General features: G+C 39.1%; 18 protein-coding genes. 11 read left to right on the plus strand and 7 right to left on the minus strand.

Annotated elements, in window-relative coordinates:
• Positions 1-61 precede the first annotated feature (61 nt).
• Both G9H65_RS00230 and G9H65_RS00235 read left to right on the plus strand, forming a co-directional pair.
• Positions 62-607, plus strand: a complete 546-nt coding sequence (locus G9H65_RS00230; RefSeq protein ID WP_166373302.1) for a phosphonate degradation HD-domain oxygenase — start codon at positions 62-64, stop codon at positions 605-607.
• Between the two features lie 71 nt (positions 608-678).
• On the plus strand, positions 679-1,878 hold the full coding sequence (locus G9H65_RS00235) for a DUF5690 family protein (RefSeq protein ID WP_166373304.1): 1,200 nt from the start codon (positions 679-681) through the stop codon (positions 1,876-1,878).
• A 557-nt stretch (positions 1,879-2,435) separates the two neighbouring features.
• Here G9H65_RS00235 and G9H65_RS00240 read toward each other — a convergent pair.
• Together G9H65_RS00240 and G9H65_RS00245 are read right to left on the minus strand one after the other, a co-directional pair.
• Positions 2,436-3,767, minus strand: coding sequence for a T9SS C-terminal target domain-containing protein (locus tag G9H65_RS00240; protein ID WP_166373306.1), 1,332 nt, complete (start codon positions 3,765-3,767; stop codon positions 2,436-2,438).
• 59 nt (positions 3,768-3,826) lie between these two features.
• Positions 3,827-6,619 carry a TonB-dependent receptor gene (locus tag G9H65_RS00245; RefSeq protein WP_166373308.1) on the minus strand — a complete coding sequence of 931 codons (2,793 nt, stop codon included), beginning with the start codon at positions 6,617-6,619 and terminating at the stop codon, positions 3,827-3,829.
• Positions 6,620-6,921: 302 nt separating this feature from the next.
• On the opposite strand from G9H65_RS00245, the gene G9H65_RS00250 reads away from it, so the two are divergent.
• Together G9H65_RS00250 and G9H65_RS00255 are read left to right on the plus strand one after the other, a co-directional pair.
• A complete protein-coding gene (locus G9H65_RS00250) occupies positions 6,922-7,275 on the plus strand; it encodes a hypothetical protein (RefSeq protein ID WP_166373310.1) in 354 nt (117 codons plus the stop codon).
• A gap of 151 nt (positions 7,276-7,426) precedes the next feature.
• Positions 7,427-9,703 (plus strand): ATP-dependent helicase, encoded by a 2,277-nt coding sequence (locus G9H65_RS00255; RefSeq protein ID WP_166373312.1) that lies wholly within the window; start codon positions 7,427-7,429, stop codon positions 9,701-9,703.
• Here the strand turns inward: G9H65_RS00255 and G9H65_RS00260 are convergent, their stop codons facing one another.
• From G9H65_RS00260 to mutY, 5 genes are all read right to left on the minus strand, one after another.
• On the minus strand, positions 9,704-10,645 hold the full coding sequence (locus G9H65_RS00260; RefSeq protein ID WP_166373314.1) for a hypothetical protein: 942 nt from the start codon (positions 10,643-10,645) through the stop codon (positions 9,704-9,706).
• Positions 10,642-11,598 (minus strand): hypothetical protein, encoded by a 957-nt coding sequence (locus G9H65_RS00265; RefSeq protein WP_166373316.1) that lies wholly within the window; start codon positions 11,596-11,598, stop codon positions 10,642-10,644. Before G9H65_RS00265 ends, G9H65_RS00260 begins: the two co-directional genes overlap by 4 nt.
• The gene (gldE, locus tag G9H65_RS00270; RefSeq protein ID WP_166373318.1) at positions 11,582-12,940 is read right to left on the minus strand and encodes a gliding motility-associated protein GldE; all 1,359 of its coding nucleotides are present in this window, start codon (positions 12,938-12,940) and stop codon (positions 11,582-11,584) included. Before gldE ends, G9H65_RS00265 begins: the two co-directional genes overlap by 17 nt.
• Positions 12,941-13,016: 76 nt before the next feature.
• Positions 13,017-13,481, minus strand: coding sequence for a single-stranded DNA-binding protein (locus G9H65_RS00275; protein WP_166373320.1), 465 nt, complete (start codon positions 13,479-13,481; stop codon positions 13,017-13,019).
• 49 nt (positions 13,482-13,530) lie between these two features.
• Positions 13,531-14,628, minus strand: coding sequence for an A/G-specific adenine glycosylase (gene mutY / locus G9H65_RS00280; protein ID WP_166373322.1), 1,098 nt, complete (start codon positions 14,626-14,628; stop codon positions 13,531-13,533).
• A gap of 176 nt (positions 14,629-14,804) precedes the next feature.
• Here mutY and G9H65_RS00285 point away from each other — a divergent pair, with 176 nt between their 5' ends.
• The 7 genes from G9H65_RS00285 (at position 14,805) to rsmG (ending at position 22,128) form a co-directional block, all read left to right on the plus strand.
• Complete coding sequence (locus G9H65_RS00285) at positions 14,805-15,098, plus strand: HU family DNA-binding protein (RefSeq protein WP_109321911.1); 294 nt, start codon at positions 14,805-14,807, stop codon at positions 15,096-15,098.
• A 25-nt stretch (positions 15,099-15,123) separates the two neighbouring features.
• Entirely contained in the window at positions 15,124-15,990 is an 867-nt protein-coding gene (locus tag G9H65_RS00290) for a tetratricopeptide repeat protein (protein WP_166373324.1), read from the plus strand.
• Between the two features lie 279 nt (positions 15,991-16,269).
• The gene (locus G9H65_RS00295; protein ID WP_166373326.1) at positions 16,270-17,826 is read left to right on the plus strand and encodes an Rne/Rng family ribonuclease; all 1,557 of its coding nucleotides are present in this window, start codon (positions 16,270-16,272) and stop codon (positions 17,824-17,826) included.
• A gap of 46 nt (positions 17,827-17,872) precedes the next feature.
• Entirely contained in the window at positions 17,873-19,030 is a 1,158-nt protein-coding gene (locus tag G9H65_RS00300; protein WP_235927419.1) for a tetratricopeptide repeat protein, read from the plus strand.
• A gap of 88 nt (positions 19,031-19,118) precedes the next feature.
• Entirely contained in the window at positions 19,119-20,576 is a 1,458-nt protein-coding gene (locus G9H65_RS00305) for an inorganic phosphate transporter (RefSeq protein WP_166373328.1), read from the plus strand.
• A 60-nt stretch (positions 20,577-20,636) separates the two neighbouring features.
• Complete coding sequence (locus tag G9H65_RS00310; protein ID WP_166373330.1) at positions 20,637-21,464, plus strand: DUF2490 domain-containing protein; 828 nt, start codon at positions 20,637-20,639, stop codon at positions 21,462-21,464.
• A 37-nt stretch (positions 21,465-21,501) separates the two neighbouring features.
• Positions 21,502-22,128, plus strand: coding sequence for a 16S rRNA (guanine(527)-N(7))-methyltransferase RsmG (rsmG, locus tag G9H65_RS00315; RefSeq protein ID WP_166373332.1), 627 nt, complete (start codon positions 21,502-21,504; stop codon positions 22,126-22,128).
• Positions 22,129-22,166 lie beyond the last annotated feature (38 nt).

Below are 22,166 nucleotides of genomic sequence, written 5' to 3' on the forward strand. Positions count from 1 at the left end.
TAGGGTATTTTTTGCGCATTTCAATGGGCTTAAATTACATAAAATACTTGAAAAAAAGCCGATGAAAGAGATTACTCAGAAAGTCCAACACATGTTTGCCGAATTGGGAGATTCTCAATATGGTGGCGAGGCTGTAAGCCAGTTAGAACATGCCTTACAATGTGCCCAATTAGCCACTGATGAAGGTGTATCTGCGGAGTTGATTGTAGCAAGTTTATTACATGATATAGGACACCTTTTGCATGCGCTTCCAAACGATGCCCCAGAAATTGGCATTGACGACATGCATGAAAATTTGGCTAAGGAATTTTTAGATCGATATTTTAATGAGGATGTTACAGAACCCATTCATTTACATGTAAATGCCAAACGCTATTTATGTAACAGAGAAGCGGGATACCAAGCACTCTTAAGCGAACCTTCTCTAATTAGCCTAGCACTTCAAGGTGGTCCTATGACTGAAGAGGAGTGTTTAATTTTTGAGCAAAATTCACACTTTCATGCATCTATTCAATTAAGAAAATATGATGATGCTGCCAAGATTCCTGGCCTAAAAGTTCTTCCCTTGGAACATTACCTGGATTTAATCGAAAACACATCTTTGTGATATTCCCTTCTTCATCTAGATCCGAAAAAAACTCATTCATATCACAGTGGTTCACTCATCCGCTGTGGTCTATGGTGGCTGCATTTGGTTGTTACTTTTGCGTATATGGATTTAGAAAACCATTTACGGCAGGACTCTATGAAGCACAATTTTGGTTTGGTATACCTTGGAAATCGGTATTAATATCATCCCAAATTGCAGGATACATGTTGTCCAAATGTGGGGGAATCTTTTTTGTTTCGTCCATAGCTTGGTCTAAAAGAATTCAAGCTATCGTATTAAGTGTTTTTATCGCCGAACTAGCCTTATTGGGATTCGGACTGGCTCCCAGACCCTGGAGCATTCTTTTTTTGGTGATAAACGGCCTCCCACTAGGGATGATTTTTGGCTATATTCAAGGATTTCTAGAGGGGAAAAAAAATACGGAATTATTCATCGCCAGTTTAGGGGCAAGTTTCATTTTAGCCGACGGAGTTTCAAAATCAGTGGGGAAATTTTTACTGAATACAGGCGTATCAGAGACCTGGATGCCATGTACAGCAGGCTTACTATTTAGCTTACCATTTCTGTTCTTTGTTTGGATGCTCCAGCAAATCCCGAAACCGACAAAAGAGGACATGGCAGATCGCTCAGAAAGAACACCCATGTCATCCTTAGATAGAAATCGAATCATTAAATCATTGGGTCCAGGAATACTCGGAATTAGTTTATTGTACTTGTTTGCATCACTATTACGGGGTATTCGGTCCGACTTTGCCCCTGAAATCTGGGAATATTTGGGTTTTCAAAGTATTCCATCCTTATTTACACAAACGGAGATATGGGTTACTGTCGGCATTTTAGTGATTAATGGCAGCTTAGTATTTATCAAAAACAATGTACGTGCCTTTTTCCTAAGTATGGGAATCATCATGCTTGGATTTATTTTGCTAATTATCAGTGGTACCCTTGGCCTTCACTATTTAAACCCTTTTTGGCTAATTGTACTTACAGGCTTTGGTATTTATCTACCTTACTTAACCATCACTACATCAATATTTGAACGAATGCTGGCAATAAGTAAGCACAAAGCGAATATAGGCTTTCTTATGTATATCGTTGATTCGACAGGCTATGTCGGATACAATTTGCTTCTTTTGTGCAGTGGATTCATTTTCCCTCAGTGGAATTTAGCCCATTTATTTTTTGAATGGATTATCCTATTGGGTATCGCTGGAATTGGCATTTCCCTTTCTTGCGTGTTCTATTTTACCAAGAAATTGATACAATAAGGCTATTTCGGAAACGTTCTGTCTGCGCCCAGCTCACAACGCTGGCAAGGTTCCAAACCTTGACAGCGTTAGAAAGCGCAGGCATTTTTTACCTCCAATTGCTCCCCCAATATTTTTCTTATAACCAATTACAGCAACACGGAAAATGCTACAAAATCATACGAGATAAGAACATATAAGTCTCTTATTTACCAAGAAATTGATACAATATGGCTATTTTGGAAACGTTCTGTCTGCGCCCAGCTACGCAACGCTGGCAAGGTTCCAAACCTTGACAGCGTTAGAAAGCGCACCAATTGCTCCCCCAATATTTTTCCTATAACTAATTACAGCAACACGGAAAATGCTACAAAATCATACTAAATAAGAACATATAAGCCTCTTATTTACCAAGAAATTGATACAATAAGGCTATTTTGGAAACGTTCTGTCTGCGCCCAGCTACGCAACGCTGGCAAGGTTCCAAACCTTGACAGCGTTAGAAAGCGCAGGCATTAAAACAAGAAATGCCGAAAGGAATCCTTCCGGCATTTTCTGAATTACACCAATATAAAATCTTAGTAATCCGTGTTTTGTGGATCCCAGTTTGTCCAGCCTTCTGTCCAATCCGTAGTTCCAAAAGCACCAATATTTGTATTCGCTTCAAATCCAGCTGGTAAACTAACTCCTCCACCCAATAATTTAGATGTACTAGTTAAAGCTAAACTTGGCTTACCTTGTAATCGATTATAACCAGCCGTTAAACCTAATGTCTCCGCAGCTACTCCAAACTGATTTTTACGAGTAGCATCTTTTAACATCGTTTCATCTCCTGTTACGATTGGCTTCAACATTCCTGTTACCGCTAATCCTGATAAAATATTTTTACCTGTTACAAAATTATTTTGTGATGCTGTACCCTCTAATTCTAAACCTCCCTTAGCAACCCAACCTCCAACAAATAAACTGTTGATGACCGAAATGGCTGAATTACGACGGATACGCATAGCCGAACGGTATTTTTTATCCACTGTTCCGTCTGCGATAAAAGCACTTACATTGGCAAACTTCGCACTAGTCTGTGGTGAAGCATCTGAACCTGCTGCATCGTTATCCGATTCAAAGGCGTTGCTGTCTGAACATGAACATTGGTCAGCTACTTGTGGGTCACGGATCGACAATGCAAATTGAACATTACCACTGTAACCCCAATCCGTGTCAAAATCATCATCCATATTTCTGTAGGATACCAAGTGCTTCGCATTTACATTTCCTCCGAACCACTCATAAGCATCATCTCCATTGTATGAAACCTGTACATAATCAATTTCTGTACCTGATCCCACACCTCCTAAAGTCAATCCGTTAATTTCCTTATCCGTCTCAAAGGCAATACCCGCAAACTCAATACGTACATATTTCAATACACCTGAATTATCCGAATCATTAGAACCTCCAAAAGTAGAAACGTTCTCTCCCTCAATCGTTGCTGGAGTCTTATTTACGCGAGCATTACCCAACATAATTAATCCACCCCAGTCGCCATAATTTCTAGATCCTTTCGCCTGAGCAGAAGTAAATACAATCGGTTTAGCAGCCGTTCCACGTGCTATTAATTTACCACCTGGCTTAATAATTAAGGTACCTTTGGTGATTTTATCACCCAAAATGATTGTTCCTGGTTCTACAGTTAAAGTAGCTCCAGACTCTACATAGACGAATCCTTTTAACAAATACTTTTCAGACTCCTTCCAAGTAGTGTTGGCAGTGATTTTTCCAGAAACCTCTTTTACTGTACGATTAGCTGGCGCTGGTACCGTAATTTCTACCTCTGAATCGTTTTTCGTACAAGCTGACAAACCTATGGCAGCCGTAAGCAAACAAGCGAAAATGACACGTAATTGTTGCATGAATTTGTTTTTTATATGTTTTTAATTGTTACTACTTATCATTTTTCTTTAGGCCTGCACTAAAACTTCATCGTAATTCCCATGGTAAAATAACTTCCGCGGTGATACTCCTGGTACACACCATCCTTATCAGAAATTTCACCGTCACGGTTCGTATCCTGCACTAAAGAAAACTTCTGGTTTAATAAATCTTGTATTGCTAATTTGAAATCTATTCTCTTCGTCAAGGCCTTCGTGATATTGATATCCACCACATTTCTTGGCATCTCGTAGATATCTGCCGACAACTGGCTATCTCCAATCACAAAGATTCTTTTCCCGATCACATTATATAAAACATTTGCCTGCCATCCTTTGTCGGAATTTTCATAAAATATACCTGCATTGATCAAATAAGGTGATTGACCCTGAAGATTACGATTCAACATATTATCGGATTGTCCCGCACGCACATTACTACTAATCAATGCCGCATTGAATAATGCCACCCAATTAGGAGCAATTTGCTTTCTGATTTCTAATTCCACTCCCGTGCTAGTTGCTTCCGTAGCATTGTCAACAGTAAAAGCGACTGTACTACCATTGTAAAACACTTTGGATTCAATTGGATTTAAGAATTTCTTATAAAATACAGCCAAGGAAATCAATTCTGATTTAGAAGGATATAATTCATATCTCAAATCAAAATTGTTAATCGTAGCATTCAATAATTTTGGTTTATCCGCTCTTGGAATAAAACCAGTACGTGTCACATCATATACGAAGTCATAATACGTGAAAGGAGCTAATTCACGAAACTCAGGTCGGTTGACGGTAGAACTATATGCAAAGCGCAATAAGTTTTTTGTTGTGAAATTATATGCCAAATTCAACGAAGGAAGTGGACTTAATACAGGATTCGTTACCTTAATGGCTGCTCCAGAACCTCTTTCCTTACTTTGTAATTCTTGATTATTATACTCTCCTCTTAAACCAATTGTAGCATTCAACTTGGTTCCAATAGGCAAATACATCTGCACATAGGCTGCGCCAAAGGTATTTTGAGCGGTGTACTTATCTTCAAAGTTGGTCCCTACTCCATAATATATCGAGTTGCCTCCCAAATTAGTTGGGTTGAAGAAATTAGCAGGATCCTGTTTTAACAAAGAGTTGTCTGATGACAATCGATTGGGATTTGTGATTCCATACCAACGATTTGAAAATGCACGTTCCTTGTACTCCGTGTAAATTCCTGCACGGAAGGTCGTTCTTAATTTCTCATCTTCATTCTCCTTAAGAATATGATCAAAATCAGCTCTTGTCGTGTAAATAAACTCCTCTACATGTGAAAAAGAACGCGCCGACTGCTGTAAAGTTGGACTATCTGATTGCTGTAAATCAAAAGTAAATACACCTGTAGAATTTCTCTCTCTACTTCGAGTATATCTTCTATAATCTGGCTCCGTTCTGAAAGTATATCCTAAACCTGTCACCCATTTTAACTTACTTACTGCCGACAATTCGTGTGTTCCACTAAACTGACCTGAATAAATAGAACGCTGCTCATAACGGAAAGAAGCATTGTTTAAATCCACGTTCTCATTATATCCGTTACGAAAAACGGTTTCTTTAATACCAATTTGATTGAACAAGTTTCTAAATTCTAACTTATTATTCGGATTCAAAATCAAAGCCCAGTTCGACATGATACCGATGCGCACATTTTGAGATAAAGATTGATCTTGATAATATTTCTCCGTGTCTCCCAAAAAAGTAAATCTTCTTTGCTGCATTTGAAACGCCTGATTCGTATTGGAATAATTCACATACGAAAAGTTCGTCAGCTCTTTATCTCCCATAAACCAACGGTGGGCAAAATTCAAATTACCCCTGAAATCAGGTAAAACGTTTTTGTCTTCTACATGGTAAAATGCCGGCAAATTTCTAAAGTGAGAAATCACGGCTTCGGTATTTCCTGCGGTAGCAATGCTATTTCTAGAAGGAAAACCTGATGGCAATTGACGTCCACCATCATCAAAACCCAACCAATCCGTCTTACCACCTACATAGGACATCGCCTTTTGAGCCGTCGTTCCTGAACGGTAGCTCGTAGAAAAACTAGCTGAAAATGTATTTCCATCTGGTACTGTCTTGGTATAAATCTTAATAGCTCCTCCACCTAAATCGCCCGGTAAATCAGAAGAGGCTGATTTAAAAATCAACATACGATCTATAATGGAACTAGGAATTAAATCAAATGAAAATGCTTTTGAATCAACCTCCGTAGATGGCGTAATGATATCATTTACCAATACCGTATTATAACGCTCATTTAAACCTCTCACCACCACAAATCTCTCATCAAAAATGGAAACTCCTGGAATTCTACGTACCACAGCAGAAGCATCTCTATCTTGAGTCTTCTGAATCTGCTGTCCCGATATACCCACAGCAATTTGTTGTAGCTGCCTTGTCTCCGTCAATACCGCCACCTCAGATGTCGTGATTTTTTGAGCCTTCACCACCACATTGGCTAAGGTCTTGTTATCCTCTTGCAATGATACGGTAACAATGGTTTCTTTACCTGACTCCACTCTAACATTTGGAATTTGCTGTGATTGATAACCTACCGAACTAACAACCAATTTGTAGATTCCTGCTGGCACACTAGCCAATTCAAATGTACCTTCAATTCCTGTGCTTGCTCCGATTGTCAAACCTTCTAAACGAATGGTTGCCCCAATAACTGGCTCTTTAGTTACCGGATCGGAAATAGTTCCTTTAACTTTCCCAACTTGGCCCATAGCATGACCAAATGACGCTATGGATACTAAAACGATTAATAAACTTCTAAATAATTGGTGTGTATTCATTTGTGTTTATATTGATTACGGCACAAAATTACCTGCAATCAATAGCCTCACGGTTAACACGCTATTATCTATATGTTTCCTGAATGTTAAATAATTCAAAAAAATTTAACCATTTCGTAACATGAAAATAAAAATTGAATTATTCGAAGAAATATAATTTTTTTAAGAGGAATATTCTTAAAAAAGTGAAATTTTTTGCGTATTTAATTTGGAGTTAACATGAAAAGGCTAGTTTTGAGCAAACAAACGGAAAGCTTCCGCCTAAGATTTTATTAATCAAGCATTTATCAATTATCAACATTATGAAAAATTTCATCACAAAAAACGCTTTAGCCGCTCTTGTCGTAGCCGCTATCTTGTCTGTCTCTTCTGCACATGCCGCAGAATTCGCTCTTCCTGTAAACATTGACCAAGTAGGTAAAATGAAATTCCTAGTTAGCTCGGATACATCATCACCCTTGTACGTGGTTATTTATGATGAAGACAATAACCAAATTACCCGCGAAACACTTAGTACAAAGAAATTATTCAATTTCTCTAACCTAAATGATGGTCGCTATAAAATGGTTATTTTTGATTCACGTAAAAACGTCATCAAATCTAAGACTTTCAGTATTTTAACAGAAACGAAAAGAGATTTAGTGGCTGTACAGTAATCGATTAAATCCAACACGAAAAAGGCGCCAGAAGCGCCTTTTTTTTTGCCCAAAAAAAATACTATCCTAAAATATAAGTTAGAATACCCAGCCCCTGCTCAAAAATTCGTAATTTTAATCTCTATTTTTTCCCATCAATTAATTTCCCCTTATGGATTATTTGGCTGGCTTGAACGAGCCCCAACGACAAGCTGTTTTACATACTGAAGGCCCTTTAATGATTATTGCTGGAGCTGGCTCTGGCAAAACACGCGTGCTAACTTATCGCACGGCTTACCTGATTCAACACGGTATCGATCCATTCCAAATTTTACTATTAACTTTTACCAATAAAGCCGCTGGCGAAATGCGCCATCGTATCGAATCCGTCATCGGAAAAGAGGCAAAAAACATCTGGATGGGGACTTTCCACTCCGTATTTGCTAAAATCCTACGCTTTGAAGGTGAAAAATTGGGCTATACTTCCAACTTTTCCATTTATGATACTGACGACTCCAAGTCCCTATTACGTGCCATCATCAAAGAACAAAACCTAGATGATAAGGTCTATAAAGTCAATTTGGTCTTAAACCGAATTTCAGGTGCAAAAAATAGATTAATTAGTCCTGAACAATACCTAAATAGCGCCATTCTGGGAGAAGAAGACCGCATGGCCCGCATTCCCAAAATGGGTGAAATCTACCGAACCTATTGCATTCGTTGCTTTCAAGCCAATGCCATGGACTTTGATGATTTATTATACCAAACCAATATCCTTTTTAGAGATCATTTGGACGTATTGAACAAATACCAACACAAATTCAAACACGTCATGGTGGATGAGTTTCAAGATACCAACGTTTCTCAATATTTATTAACGAAAAAACTGGCTGCCGTACACCGTAACATTTGCGTGGTAGGCGATGATGCCCAAAGCATCTATGCTTTTCGCGGAGCTGATATTCAAAACATCTTGAATTTTGAAAGGGATTATTCCGACCTAACAACCATCAAATTGGAAGAGAACTACCGTTCTACCAAAAATATTGTGGCTGTCGCTAATTCCATCATTTCAAGAAATAAAAACCAACTCGAAAAAAACGTTTTTACGTCCAATGAAGTAGGGGATCAAATAGAAATTATCCGTGCTGGAAGTGACAATGAAGAGGGGCGGATGATTGCCTCCTCCATCTTTGAAACCAAACAAAAAGAAGGATTACATTGGTCAGATTTTGCTATTTTATATCGAACCAACGCTCAATCACGCTCTTTTGAGGAATCCTTGCGCCGATTAAACATCAAATATCGCATCATTGGTGGATTGTCTTTCTACCAAAGAAAAGAAATCAAAGATGTCCTGGCTTACCTTCGTTTTGTGGTCAACCAAAACGATGAAGAAGCATTTAAACGCATCATCAACCTGCCTAAAAGAGGCATTGGGGATACCACTATTGCAAAAATTGCAGTTACAGCAGCTGAAAATAATTGCTCCATTTGGGATGTCATTTCCAACATTCAGACCTTTCAAGGAGCAAGAGGAACCGCCTCCATTGAAAATTTTGCGGATCTCATTAAGTCATTCAAATTAATGGCTGAAGTTGAACATAAAGATGCTTATGAAATCGCCAACCACGTAGCTAAAGCTTCTGGACTTTTACGCGAACTTTATGAAGATAAAACGGTAGAAGGCCTAGCCCGCTATCAAAACTTACAAGAATTACTCAATGCCATCAAGCAATTTGTAGATGACCCAGAAAATGAAGACAAATCCCTCGCTACATTTTTGCAGTCTGTCTCCTTATTAACCAATGCCGACACGCAAGAAGACCCCAATGATCGCGACAAAGTGACCTTAATGACAGTTCACTCAGCGAAAGGCCTGGAATTCAAACACGTGTTTTTAGTAGGATTAGAAGAAGATTTATTCCCCAGCCAAATGATGCTACAAAGCCAAGCAGATTTGGAAGAAGAACGTCGACTTTTTTATGTGGCCGTCACCCGTGCCGAAAAGAAATTGATGATTTCCTATGCGGAATCACGCTATCAATTTGGTCGATTAAAATCATGTGAGCCAAGTCGTTTCCTCGATGAAATTGACAGTGCCTATTTGAAAATGGCAAAAACACCTGGCAAAAAAGAAGTTCAAGCCTTCAGACCCGTTCAGAAAACAGGATTTGTATCCAGTTCCACTAGCCCGTCAGCTGCTCAATTAATCCAAAAACCCAAACAAAATACGAATTACCAGCACGTTGCATCCAGCCATTTTGCCCCTACCGATCCATTAAAATTAGAGGCAGGCCAACAAGTCGAGCATCAAAAATTTGGTTTTGGATTAATCAAAAAAATAGAAGTCAACGGTGCCGAAAGAAAAGCCGTGATTGATTTTGAAAAAGGAGTAGGTGAAAAAACCTTGTTATTGAGTTTCGCCAAACTAATGGTGAAAGTTTAATTATTTCTTGGGAGTAAAATATACATGGACAGGTCCAGGGGAACTAGCTACCTCGGAAATAGTATAAAAACCATTTGCCCCATGAGAAAAAGCGAGAGCCTCCCCTTGAGGTTCCAGTTTACTGGGTACTATTTTAGGCGGACGTTTTAAGGCTTCTCCTAGGGTTTCATGTTTCCCTTTCTTCCAATAATACACCTCCAAATAATTCCGAATAACCACTTCTTGATTATTATTTGCAACATCACCAGCTGTAACATTATACAATTGTTTCAAGATTGCCAGGTCAGAACTTGGCTCAGAAAAATTCAATTTCCTAACAAACTCGGCCTCCACCACTTTGTTCTCCATAAAGCTCTCCCCCTTAATGCGATACAGGCTTTTGCGATCATCCTGCTTACTCACCAAATACATATCCCCATTCAGCTGGTCTACCAACAAGCACTCCATATCCTTGGAACCTTCTGGTAATTTAAATTCCAATTTCTCTACCTGCTTGATAATTCGAGTGACCATATTGGATGAACGAATGTCAAACTCCTTGAATCGATAAATAAAATAAGAACCATACTCTTGTTTATTGTCGCCCGTATCCGCCACATATACATAAGATTCATTCGGATTTTTATACCAATAAGCCAAATCTTCCCAATCTCTATTCTGAGCTCCTTGAAGTAAAAACTCCACTTTACCCGTTCCATAGCGATCAATCAAAAAAATACGATTTAAATCTTGCGAGTCATTGACAACCCAGAAAAGTTCCGGGTTTAGTCTACTGGCCACCATGCCCGAAGCTTCATCGATTTCAATGTTTTCTAAAACCCCTTCATCGACTGTGGCCGAAAAATTGGTTTTAGCCATTTGTGCATCAATGATATAGAGCGATTGGCAAGCCCAGACAATCAAGGCTAGAATTCCTAAACGAAACCAGTGAGTTGTTTTCACTTTCGCTTATAAAAATATAAATGAACCGGCGTACTTCCTTTTTCAGAAATGGTATAATACCCTCCTCCATCTGCCGCAAAGGTGATTCCTTCTCCCTGTGGTTCAGTTGGATTCCCCACATAAGGAACTTGTTTGGCCGCCCTTGCTAAAGCTTCTGGGATCGTTTCATTGGTTTTTCTCTTCCAATAATAGCATTCAAAATAATTCTTAATCAATATCTCGGTATTATCTGGCGAAACATCCCCAGACGTAATATAATATGCTGTCACAATCTGTCCTAAGGTAGAAAAAGGCACCGAAACATTCAATTCCTGCACAAATTCAGCCTTAACATTGGCCTGATTGGTAAAGCTTGCTGCTGGTATTTTATATAATCTCTTCTTTGTTTCTCTTTTTGAAACAATAAAAACGTCCTTGGTCTTTTGGTCAACCAACAGACATTCCATATCCCGAGATCCATCAGGAAGAGTAAAGGTTAATTTTTGAACTCCCGTAATGGTCGCATTATTGATGGAAGTGACATTGGGTTCATTAAACCAATAAATGGCATAAGAAGCATGGCTCGCACTATTATCCCCAAAGTCGGCAATATAAACAACCGCACTTCCGTTACTATCCGATATCAAGGCGATGTCTTCCCAATCTCGATTTTCGGCCCCTTGGATAACAAATTGCTTCATCCCTTTCCCAAAAGTATCGATCAAAAACAGTCGATTGCCATCCCCGGAATCATTATGCGCCCATAAAAAACCTTCATTCTTTTTACTTGACACCATTCCCGAGGCCTCATCCAATTCAGGGTTTTCGATGATTCCACGATCCACTCCATCTTCATAACTTGACTCCGTTACACCTGGTTCAGGCGTAGGTGCCGGTCCAGGACAAGCAGTCAGCAATAAACTTAGGGGTAGTAAAAAAAGTAAGCGTTTATATGAACTATACAGTTTTTTCATCAGATTCAGGGGGCAAAGGAGCGGCATTCAGGCTAACCTTAATTTTTTTAATTCGGCGGGTATCCACCGATTGAATTTTAAAGATAAAAGGTTCACAAACTATTTCCTCACCAGCATGTGGAATACGAGAAAATAACTCGATACACAAACCTGCTAAGGTCTCGCTTTCCCCTTTTACTTTTTCAAAAATAGAGACATCTACATCAAAAACACGACAAAAATCATTCAAAGAAATTTTTGCTTCAAACAAATACGTATGATCATCTAGTTTTTTATAGTCTAATTCCTCTTCATCAAACTCATCGTTGATATCCCCTACAATCTCCTCAATGATATCTTCCATGGTCACTAAGCCTTCTGTCTCTCCATATTCATTCACTACAATGGCCATGTGTACCCGTTTTTCTTGAAAATCATAGAGCAAATCATCAATTTTCTTATTTTCTGGAACAAAAAAGGGTTGATGCAAAAGTGACAACCAATCAAATTTTTCATTTTGATCAATATGTTCCAATAAATCCTTGATGTACAAAATCCCTTCTATTTTATCGATAGTTTCGGCGTATACAGGAACACGAGAATATCCGTTTTTATTGATTTTATCCATCAATTCATGGAAATCCATCTCGGTATCAAAAGCCACAATATCCCTTCTCGCCTTCATGACGCCTTTCACTGAGGTATTCCCAAAATTCAAAATACCCCGTAAAATATCTTTTTCCCTTTCCGTCGTATTCTCATCCGTCGTTATTTCTAATGCCTGATTCAACTCATGAGTGGTCAAATAATATGATTTCTTCTCAATCCGATTTTCAATCAAATTCGATATTCCCAACAAAACCTTAGATAGTGGTTTAAAGGTAAAAGTGAAAAAATCAATCAATGGAGCAGTATATCGAGCAAAAATCAAATTATTCTGTTGAGCCCATACCTTAGGAATCAATTCCCCGAAAAAGGCAATGATGAAAGTTACCCCAAACAACAAAAACAAGGTGACAATCAAGGTATTAACCGATTCTTCTCCAATCAATAATTGGGTAAGGTAATTGGCTAAGGTAATGAAAATGATATTGACAAAATTGATGGCAATCAAGAGTGTCGCGAGAAGAAGCTGGGGTTGATCTAACAATCGGCTTAGCGTCTTTTCACTTTTTGTAACACTTTCTTTGAGTGCTATCCGCTGCTCGGCATTTAGGGAAAAAAAGGCTACTTCGGAACCAGAAAGTAAAGCAGAAAGCAGAATTAAAGCGACTAATACAAGGCTGATAAAAATGATGGAAGGCGCGCTGATGTTGGGTTCAAAAGCAATCAACAAGATATTCGAATAGGGATCGGCCTCCATAGGGTAATGCTAAATTTATGCAAATTTATAAAAAAGGGAATAGCTTTTATTAAGTATTCCCTTCTAGACCAGAATATTAAAACGGAAGATCATCATCTCCGGAATCTGCAACCTGTGGAAAATTCGGAGCCGATGAGGCTGATTTATCTGAAGTAGGTAAGGCCTCAGGTCTAGGTCTCGCTTCAGGAGCGTCTTGAGCAGGACGATCATTTCTACCTCCAATCAAGTTGATGGACGTAGCCCGAATACGGTATCCACGTACCGTGGCTCCATTTTTATCTTGCCACTCCTCTGACCGTATTTTTCCTTCGATATACACCTGATTCCCTTTTCGAAGATATTGTTCCGCGATGTTGGCTAAATTATCCCATAGCTCCACGCGGTGCCATTCCGTTTGCTCAACCCGCTGTCCATCTTTTCCTGGATAAGATTCAGAGGTAGCAATATTGATATTAGCCACCTTAATCCCACTTGGTAAGGCCCTTACTTCTGGGTCTCCCCCCAAATTGCCTAATAAAATTACTTTGTTTACTCCTGCCATAATGTGTTTGTTTTAAATGATTATCGGCAAACCCTTTGCCAAAACAAAATTATCTTGGCATTGAATCATTAAAAATCTTCAGATGCAAATTATCAGTTATCAGATTCAAAAGCAAGACCGATTTTCCCAGCTTTTCAAAGTCCTCGGGCTGTATCCATTGAAATCCTGCCAAATTGCTAATATCAAGATTATCAGGAACTTGGACATGCCAAGCCCGACAATGTATCTTTTGGTGGCTGAGTATATGTAATTTGGGCGATTTCAAGAACTGTACAGTAGCGTTTGAGAACATGGTGGATAAATTATCATCCATCTCTACTAAACTTTCAAGTTCTTCCTCTTGAGCTGATTCTACCAAATAAAACTCCCATAAGCCCGACCAGATATCCCTTTCTTTTCTTTCTCGAACGAGTACCTGCCCTCCCTGTTCCAAGATAAAGTAGTTGAAATATCGATTCTTTTGTTTTGCTTTCTTTTGCTTCACAGGGAAATCCTGAATTCGCTTCTGTTGAAATGCAAAACAAGTCAAACTTAAAGGACAACTAGCGCATAAAGGTGCTGGACTACATTGCAAGGAGCCAAAATCCATGATGGCTTGATTAAATTCAGCGGGCTGATCCTGAGGAATTAATTCCATGGCCACATCCGTAAATTCTTTTCGTGCCGAACTATGAAGGATATCCGTTTCTATGCCAAAATAACGCGCTAATATTCGAAAGACATTACCATCTACAACGGGTTTAGCCTCCCCAAAAGCAAAAGAGGCAATAGCAGCAGCGGTGTAGGGTCCCACGCCTGGTAATTGAATTAAATCATTATATGTAGCAGGAAATTGTCCATGATAATCAGATACCACCAATTTCGCTGTTTTATGCAAGTTTCTAGCTCTAGAATAATAACCTAATCCCTGCCAATGTCGAAACAAAACAGATTCCTCCGCTTGAGCAAGCGATTCCACTGTAGGAAAAACCTCAAGTAATTTTAGATAATATGGCAATCCTTGTGCTACACGGGTTTGTTGCAGAACTACCTCCGACAACCAAATCGCATAAGGGTCTTGGGTTTGTCGCCAAGGTAATGCTCGAGCATGTTGCCGATACCAAGATAATAGGCCTTTTGTAAAAGGGTGATGATTTGTAGATTGCATGGGATGAATCAAAGATACGAAGAAAGAAGGGAGCTATTTGACAAGCATTTACTAAAAAAATCAATTAAATCATTGACAACCATTTCTATTCTTCGAGAAAAACATTACTTTTGTGTCCCTTTTAAAGAAAGGGAAAGCGATTAGAACAAAATTGATAATTTAAAGCATTAATTACCGTGACCAAGGCAGATGTAATTGCTGAAATTTCCAGCAAAACAGGGATTGACAAAAAAGATGTTTCTGAAACGTTAGAAAAGTTTTTCGAAGTTGTAAAAGATAATTTATCCAAACAAGAGAACATTTATGTTCGTGGTTTTGGAAGTTTTATCAACAAAAAGAGAGCAAAAAAGATTGCTAGAAATATTTCAAAAAACACGGCAATTACCATTGACGAACACTATGTACCTAGCTTTAAACCAGCTAAAGTGTTCATTGAACAAGTTAAAACCAGCACTGACCCTGCTAAATAAGGCTTAATGCCTCAGGTCTAGAAAAATGAAGAAATCCTATGTGATCATTCTGATTATTGGCCTTGGGTTGACTGCCCTCATATTTCAATTACCTAAGGGAAATGTGAGTAATACCACGAGTAATGCTCCTGCTGGAGGAGCCAATCGCGATGCGAAAGGCGACGATCACCAGGATGAACATACAGAAGAAAGCGCGACAAAATCAGAAGAAACGCATGCTGCCCCCTTGACAAAAGCTCAACAAGCGGCTGTTTCTAAATTAAAATCTGAATTGAGTCAAGCAAAAACAGAGGTTGCCAAGTCGAGTGTGTTAGATAAATTAATCAACACATTTGTTGGAGCTAGTCATTACGATAGTGCTGCTTATTTTGCAGGACAATTCGCCGATCAGCATCCTGCTTTAAACAACTTCTTACGTGCGGGCCAATTGTATTTTGAAGCCCAAACTTATGCACTGAACCCGACAAAGGGTAAGGCCATGGGAGAAAAAGCACGTGTATACTTTGAACAAGTATTATCGAAAGATCCGTCTAACCTCTTGGTAAAAACGAATTTAGCGATGACTTATGTGGACACTCCCACCCCAATGAAAGGGATTACCTTACTGAGGGAAGTGATTGAACAAGAGCCGACATTCGTGCCTGCTTTATTTAACCTGGGGATTTTATCCATTAAATCGAATCAATTTGGCAAAGGCCAAGAACGATTCACTCAGATATTGAAGCTGGAACCAACGAATTACAAAGCCGCCTTAAACCTCGGTTTTTGCTTGGCCCAGTTAGATAAATTAGATGAGGCAAAGAAAGTGCTTCGGATGGTACTTGACAAGAGCAAAGACCCTGAAGAAACCAAAGCTGCCCAAGAGTTGCTCGCAGAAATGCAAAAACATTGAGGTTGAAAATCAACTTCTTACATTATTCAAAATTTAAACGCTAACAGGTATGCCTTGCGGAAAGAAAAGAAAACGTCATAAGATTTCAACACACAAAAGAAAAAAACGTCTTCGTAAGAATCGTCACAAGAAGAAATAGTTAGTATAATTACCTCCTTTTGGTAGCGTAATTAGGTAACCCAAAAACAGACCATCCCAAATGGCCTGTTTTTGGTGTTTGTTATATATATTAGCGTAGGGATAAGTCTGTCCCGTCTAACATTCTTCTCGTGATATATTGTGAGTAATGAATTAATCATTAATTCTACCCCCAAAGGGGATAGAATTGCCCTTTTGCAAGACAAAAGGATAGTAGAATATCACATTGAACAGTCGGAACCTCAATTTTCCGTGGGTGATATCTATCTTGGTACTGTCAAAAAATTAGTCTCTGGTCTTAACGCTGCCTTCATTGATATAGGTTATGAAAAGGATGCATTCCTTCATTACCATGATTTAGGCCCTAACTTGAACTCACTGCAGAAATTCTCGCGTGATGTTATGAACAAAAAGGGCAAAAACATCAAGTTGGAGAACTACAAAATAGAAGAAGAAATTGATAAATTAGGTAAAATCGATAAGGTTTTAACCCGTAATCAACTCATCTTGGTTCAAGTAGTGAAAGAACCTATTTCCACCAAAGGCCCTCGTCTTTCTTGCGATATATCCATCGCAGGAAGATTCCTCGTGTTAGTCCCTTTCTCCAATGGCGTTAATATTTCTAAGAAAATTACGTCCAAAGCCGAAAGAAGTCGATTGATGAAATTGATGTCATCCATCAAACCGAAAAACTTCGGTGTCATCGTCAGAACTGTAGCCGAAGGAAAAGCCGTAGAAGAAATGGAGCGCGACCTACGTGATTCTATTTCCAAATGGGAAGACGGAATCGCCAAATTAGTCGATGCCAAACCCAGAGACCGTGTCATTGGTGAAATGAGCCGTGCCACTTCTATGTTAAGAGACTTGCTAAACAACGACTTTGACAATGTCATCGTCGATAACCAAGATTTGTACAACGAAGCCAAAGGTTATGTGCATCAAGTAGCTCCAGAAAAAGAAAAGATTGTCAAATTACACACGGGTAAAACCAAGTTATTTGAACAAGTGGGTATCGAAAAACAATTAAAAATGCTTTTCGGAAGATCCGTTTCTTTACCTGCTGGCGGTTACCTCATCATAGAACACACGGAAGCTTTGCACGTGATCGACGTGAATTCAGGAAATAAATCCAATTCTGAAGACGATCAAGAGGCTACTGCCTTAAGTGTTAACCGTGAGGCCGCTAAGGAAATTGCCCGTCAATTACGCTTGCGTGATATGGGTGGTATCATTGTGATCGATTTCATCGACATGAAAAAAGCGGACAACCGTAAGTTGATTCAGGACATCATGCGTGATGAAATGAGAACGGACCGTTCAAAATACACCATTCTGCCGCTGACCAAATTCGGTTTGATGCAAATCACTCGCCAACGTGTCCGCCCAGAAATGAATGTGGCCACGCATGAAACTTGCCCTAGTTGTGGAGGTACCGGTACCATCACCGCTAGCATCGCTGTTTCTGAGACCATTGCGCAGCATGTGGAACATTTGATTACCAAACAAAATGAGAAAAAACTCACTTTATTGGTTCATCCTTTCTTAAGTGCTTACTTTACTAAAGGATTCCCTTCTATACGAATGAAATGGTTCATGACGTTTAAGTCTTGGATTCACATTACGGAGGATTCATCCCTAGGTATTACTGACTTTAAGTTTTTGAACCATAATGGAGATGAGATCGAGATATCGTCTTAGATCATATTTACTACTTCTAAGTTTTCTTTCACTATCTTTCCTAAGCTTGGGTCAATGGTGGAAGAAAACCGAAGAAGCAGAAAAGGAGCGTTCCAAAGGAATGCTTTTATTCACATCTGAAGTACAAATTGAAGCTACCAATGCCATCAATCAAATGTACAATTTCAAATTCCCCGAAGCCGAAAGGGAATTCAATTACCTCAAAGTCAAACATCCAGATCATCCACTGCCCGACTTCCTATTAGGACTGGTACAATGGTGGAAAATGGTTCCCAATACCCAAAATGAGGTCTATGATGATCGACTGCTGGAATACATGGATCGAAGTATTTCCAAAGCAGAGAAAATTTGGGATGATACGGAAAACCCCGAAGCCGCCTTCTTTATGGCTGCCGCCTATGGCTTCAAAGGCCGTTTACATGCCGAGCGCAAACACTGGGCTCGTGCGACACTGGCAGCGAAAAATGCCTTAAAATACTTAGAATATTCTCGGGAATTTGCCGATTTCAGTCCCGAACTGATGTTTGGTGATGGCCTTTACAATTACTACTACCATTTTATTAAGCAAAATTTTAAACTGCTACGTCCTGTACTTTGGCTTTTCCCTAAAGCCAATAAGCAACAAGGTATAGAACAATTAGAAAAAGTTAGCTACCAAGCCTTTTATACCCGTACCGAAGCCCGCTATTTCCTCTTGCAAATTTATGCCATGGAAAACATGTCAGAAAAGAGCTACGAATTAGCCAAATATACACATCAGAATTATCCAGATAATCCTTTCTTCGAACGTTATCATGCCCGCTCGGCCTTCATGTTAGGGAAATTGGATGAGGCCATGGAAGTTGCTAAAAGTATTTTAAACAAAATAGATAATAAGCAAGTAGGCTATGAGGGCGTATCAGGCCGTTATGCCTCATATATTTTGGGATACTACCAATTATACATTTTCAAAAATCATACTGAAGCAAAAATCTATTTCAAAAAATGCATGGATTTCTCCATTCAAACAGCTTCCTTAGAGTCTGGATACTATTGGGCTTCCGTTTTGGGTCTTGCTCGCATCGCCTATCAAGAAGGTGATTATGACAAGGCAGTTGACCATTGCAAAGAAGTCATGGATAAGGCCGACAAAAAAACAAGTCAATATACCGAGGCGAAAAAACTGCTTTCTGAGGCCAAAAAAGCACGAAGAAAAAAGAAATAAAGAATTTAACAATTACTTAACATGGGCTTCATGGGTAAAGCGTAATTTTGCGACCATATTTGCACCAATATACCTTAAATAATATTATATGTTTGGGTTAGATCCTACCTTATTCTTCCTACTATTTTTCTGTCTATTTGCTGCCTGTGCATTTGAATTCGTAAACGGATTTCATGATACTGCCAATGCCGTAGCGACAGTTATCTACACCCATTCATTAAAACCCACCCAAGCAGTTGTTTGGTCTGGTTTCATGAATTTTGTGGGGCTATTAACCGGTGGTGTCGGTGTTACCATGAGTATCATTGGGCTTCTCCCCACGGAACTACTCATTGATACCAATGTGTACCATTCCATGGCCATGGCTCTTTCCCTCCTGTTTTCCGCTATTTTATGGAATTTAGGTACTTGGTACTTTGGAATTCCAGCCTCTAGTTCACATACCCTAATCGGTTCGATCATCGGTATTGGTGTTGGTCATGCTATTTTACCAGAAAATCAAACCAATGTCAGCGCCGTTAACTGGGATAAAGCCCAAGAAATTGGACAAGCCTTATTACTTTCACCACTCTTTGGTTTTGCATTGGCCATCGTTTTGATGTACATCTTAAAAAAGACGATTAAAAATAAAGAGATTTTTAAAGAGCCTAAAAAGAATTCACCTCCCCCGCTTTGGATTCGTGCTATTCTAATTACGACTTGTACCTTGGTGTCTTTTTTCCATGGTCGAAATGATGGACAAAAAGGAATCGGTCTTGTCATGGTGATTTTAATTGCCTTTTTACCAGGTTATTTTGCTATTAATTCTACTTTAGATTTGAGCCGCTTACAAAAAGACTTAACTCAAGTAGAAATCATTTCAGCTAAAATTGACACCACAACACTTTCCATTAAAGAACAAGAAAGTTTCCGTGTTGTTACCAGCTCTTCTAAGGCATTGCACGAACTACTTTTAACAAAAAACATTCAAACAAGTAACCTAACTACTAAGCAAAAGTTTGAGATTAGAAAAGCGGCATTGAATATCAACAAACATGCCAAAAAATTAATCGAAAGCGAATCCGTTGCCTTATCTGAAGCCGATAAAAAAGCTTTCAAAAAAGCTACTGCTGGCGATAAAGCTGCCTTTTTTGCCTTTGGGGCTACCTCAGGAACGGGTATTGCCGCTGTGACTGATTTTGCTCCAAATTGGGTCATGTGGATGGTTGCTCTTTCTTTAGGTCTAGGAACCATGGTAGGTTGGAAAAGAATCGTCGTGACAATCGGAGAGAAGATAGGTAAACACCATTTAACCTACGCTCAAGGAGCTTCGGCCGAGTTAATTGCATCAGTGACCATTGGATTGGCAACCGCCTATAAATGGCCCGTAAGTACCACGCACGTATTAAGTTCAGGTATTGCCGGCACGATGGTAGCCTCTAAAGGTATCAAAAACCTGCAAGGTGGAACAGTCAAAAATATTGTGATGGCTTGGGTATTAACCCTCCCAGTAACCATTATCCTAGCCGCTGGTTTGTTTGTCTTTTTCCGTTGGATTACGGGATAAAAGCTCGTAATTTTGAGGGAAGCCAAAAGCTTCCCTTTTTTTTACGCACCAATATAATCCATGAAACAGGTAAGCCTAAGCCTAAAGCTTGTGCTTCTTTTTTGTGCCCTAGGCACAAAAGCACAATCCCCCAGGTATTATAATCACATTGCAAATGGCTGGACTGACCTAAACATTTCGGGTAAAATAGCTGGCAAATTCAGTTGGCAATTAGAAAACCAACAAAGAAGGCAAGACCAACAAGGAGATTACAATCCTGCGACCACCACGGGGAATCCCTACCATAATTTGAACCAACATGTGTTCAGGCCCTACATCCACTATCAAATGAGTCCTGCCATTCGCTTCTCCTTAATGCCCTTAGGGTGGATAGGAACCAACCGGTTTAGCCTTGGTGAACCATCCGCTTTCTTTTCTGAATTACGGGTCTCTCCGCAAGTCATTTTAACGCAGCAATTGAATCGCTTGCGCATTGATCACCGCTTACGTTATGAGTTCCGTTGGCTAGGTGCTAACCAAGCTGTGGATGATAAAAGCTTCATTTATGGAGGTGATTTTTCTAGCAGCTCTTATAGAAAAAGATTTCGTTATCAAATCAAAGGAAGTATGCCTTTAGGAAAAGCCAACATGGAAGACAAAACCTGGTACCTTCAAGCTTACAATGAATTAATGATCAACATGGGTGAAAATGTGCCCAACCTGAATATTTTTGACCAAAACCGCGTATTACTTGGTTTAGGCTATCGAATTAACGCCAATCTTTCAGTAGAAATGGGATATATGCAACAAAGCATCTTCCGTTTTAACAATGCCACAAAAAATAATGTGGAAATCAATAACATCCTTCAAGTAAATCTAGCGATATCGAATTTCGAAACATTCTTTTAAACAAGGCATTTGCGTATCTTTGCACTTTGAAAAAGAAATGAAAGCCGATATCATCAAAAATTATTTTCCAGAACTGACGTCCAAACAATTGGAGCAATTCGAAATGCTCTATCCTTTGTACCAAGAATGGAATGAAAAAATCAATGTCATTTCCAGAAAGGATATCGATAACCTGATGTTACATCATGTGCTTCATTCCTTAGGGATAGCCAAGATTATCAATTTTCGACCAGGTACTGAAATCCTAGATGTAGGAACAGGTGGGGGCTTTCCGGGCATCCCATTGGCTATTTTATTTCCCCAATGTACCTTTACTTTAGTGGATAGCATTGGTAAAAAAATCAAAGTAGTCGAAGGTGTCGCTTCATCCCTCGGTTTAGAAAATGTTACGGCATTACATACACGAGTTGAAGATTTGGATCAGGACTTTGAATTTATTGTGAGTAGAGCTGTTACCCGCATTACTCCCTTTTATTATTGGGTCAAAAATAAGATCAGTCCTAACCATTTTCATACCCAAAGAAATGGCATTCTGTATTTAAAAGGAGGTGATCTAACCGAAGAGTTGGCCGAGTTTGGCAAAAAACATAAAGTTTTTGAGTTGGGAGAAATCTTCAACGAAGAATTTTTTGAGACTAAAAAAGTTGTTTACGTACCCATGTAAACAGCGTTAATTCCTTATCTTGAATTTTTAATCTGTTT

The organism is Aquirufa ecclesiirivi (genome assembly GCF_011250515.1).
GTDB lineage: Bacteria > Bacteroidota > Bacteroidia > Cytophagales > Spirosomataceae > Aquirufa > Aquirufa ecclesiirivi.

Coding starts and splice junctions, on each gene's coding strand:
- G9H65_RS00230 (WP_166373302.1), top strand. CDS start 62: ATGAAAGAGATTACTCAGAAAGTCCAACACATGTTTGCCGAATTGGGA.
- G9H65_RS00235 (WP_166373304.1), top strand. CDS start 679: ATGGTGGCTGCATTTGGTTGTTACTTTTGCGTATATGGATTTAGAAAA.
- G9H65_RS00240 (WP_166373306.1), bottom strand. CDS start 3,767: ATGCAACAATTACGTGTCATTTTCGCTTGTTTGCTTACGGCTGCCATA.
- G9H65_RS00245 (WP_166373308.1), bottom strand. CDS start 6,619: ATGAATACACACCAATTATTTAGAAGTTTATTAATCGTTTTAGTATCC.
- G9H65_RS00250 (WP_166373310.1), top strand. CDS start 6,922: ATGAAAAATTTCATCACAAAAAACGCTTTAGCCGCTCTTGTCGTAGCC.
- G9H65_RS00255 (WP_166373312.1), top strand. CDS start 7,427: ATGGATTATTTGGCTGGCTTGAACGAGCCCCAACGACAAGCTGTTTTA.
- G9H65_RS00265 (WP_166373316.1), bottom strand. CDS start 11,598: ATGAAAAAACTGTATAGTTCATATAAACGCTTACTTTTTTTACTACCC.
- gldE (WP_166373318.1), bottom strand. CDS start 12,940: ATGGAGGCCGATCCCTATTCGAATATCTTGTTGATTGCTTTTGAACCC.
- G9H65_RS00275 (WP_166373320.1), bottom strand. CDS start 13,481: ATGGCAGGAGTAAACAAAGTAATTTTATTAGGCAATTTGGGGGGAGAC.
- mutY (WP_166373322.1), bottom strand. CDS start 14,628: ATGCAATCTACAAATCATCACCCTTTTACAAAAGGCCTATTATCTTGG.
- G9H65_RS00290 (WP_166373324.1), top strand. CDS start 15,124: ATGAAGAAATCCTATGTGATCATTCTGATTATTGGCCTTGGGTTGACT.
- G9H65_RS00305 (WP_166373328.1), top strand. CDS start 19,119: ATGTTTGGGTTAGATCCTACCTTATTCTTCCTACTATTTTTCTGTCTA.
- G9H65_RS00310 (WP_166373330.1), top strand. CDS start 20,637: ATGAAACAGGTAAGCCTAAGCCTAAAGCTTGTGCTTCTTTTTTGTGCC.
- rsmG (WP_166373332.1), top strand. CDS start 21,502: ATGAAAGCCGATATCATCAAAAATTATTTTCCAGAACTGACGTCCAAA.